The organism is Neisseria sp. Marseille-Q2251, assembly GCF_940793045.1.
GTDB lineage: Bacteria > Pseudomonadota > Gammaproteobacteria > Burkholderiales > Neisseriaceae > Neisseria.
In genome coordinates, this window is record NZ_CALNWV010000090.1 from 1 (window position 1) to 1,036 (window position 1,036).

Below are 1,036 nucleotides of genomic sequence, written 5' to 3' on the forward strand. Positions count from 1 at the left end.
CGCAAAGCCATCTGAAGGCGATGTGTTTGAACCTGTTGAAAGCGGCTAACAGGCTAAGTGTGTCTGTTGCCGCCTAAAAGGCGGCCCGGATGCCTGATTATCAGGTATCCGGGGAGGATTAAGGGGGTATTTGGGTAAAATTAGGAGTGATTTGGGGCAAAAACAGCTGAAAACCTGTGTTTGGGTTTCAGCTGTCGAAGGAAGGGCTTTTTTGCAAAGGTCTCGATTGGTATCGGGATGGGTCGTCTGAAAATCGGGAGCAGGCAGCAAAGCCCCATCCATTATAGCGATAGGGCGCGCAAAGGGCTTATTTTGACTGCTTGTGCTGTCCTGCCAGCCGTACATAATGCGCGGACGAATATTTCAAAAACTCTTTTTCCTTGTCAGTCAACGGGCGGACTTGTTTGACGGGCGAGCCGACATAAAGATAGCCGCTTTCCAATCGTTTGCGTGGCGGCACGAGGCTGCCTGCGCCTATCATTACGTCGCTTTCGACGACGGTATCGTCCAAAATGGTCGTACCCATGCCGATTAACACGCGGTCGCCGATACGGCAGCCATGCAGCATAACTTTGTGTCCGACGGTAACGTCTTCGCCGATAATCAGGGGCGAACCTTCAGGCTTTTCCGCGTTTTTGTGTGAAACGTGTAAGACGCTGCCGTCCTGCACATTACTGCGCGCGCCGATGCTGATGCTGTTCACATCGCCGCGCAAAACGGCATACGGCCAAACGGATACGTCTTCGGCAAGCGATACTTCGCCGATGATGACCGAAGTTTCATCGATAAGGCAGGACTCGTGGGCTTGCGGGGTATGGTCTAAGAAGGGGCGGATGGGGTTCATGTGCTCATTTCCTTTGTAAGCAGGGTTTGTTTTAAGAGGAGGTCGTCTGAAACGGATTTCAAGTTTTTGAACTGGCCCCCAAATCTTGGACACTCATAAAAGCCTATTCAGGCGCTCTGTGCAAGCTGGGTTCTGTATGCGACAGGACTCAGCTTTTTCAATTTCAAACTGCAACGCTCCCGGTTGTAGTAA

At 51.5% G+C, this 1,036-nt stretch carries 2 protein-coding genes; both read right to left on the minus strand.

The window, feature by feature from the left end; translation table 11 throughout:
• Positions 1–307: 307 nt before the first annotated feature.
• Positions 308–844 (minus strand): gamma carbonic anhydrase family protein, encoded by a 537-nt coding sequence (locus AAG834_RS13720; protein ID WP_342032452.1) that lies wholly within the window; start codon positions 842–844, stop codon positions 308–310.
• A 107-nt stretch (positions 845–951) separates the two neighbouring features.
• Positions 952–1,036: IS3 family transposase (locus AAG834_RS13895; RefSeq protein ID WP_159069413.1), on the minus strand; the 85-nt coding region annotated here is incomplete at its 5' end.

Coding starts and splice junctions, on each gene's coding strand:
- AAG834_RS13720 (WP_342032452.1), bottom strand. CDS start 844: ATGAACCCCATCCGCCCCTTCTTAGACCATACCCCGCAAGCCCACGAG.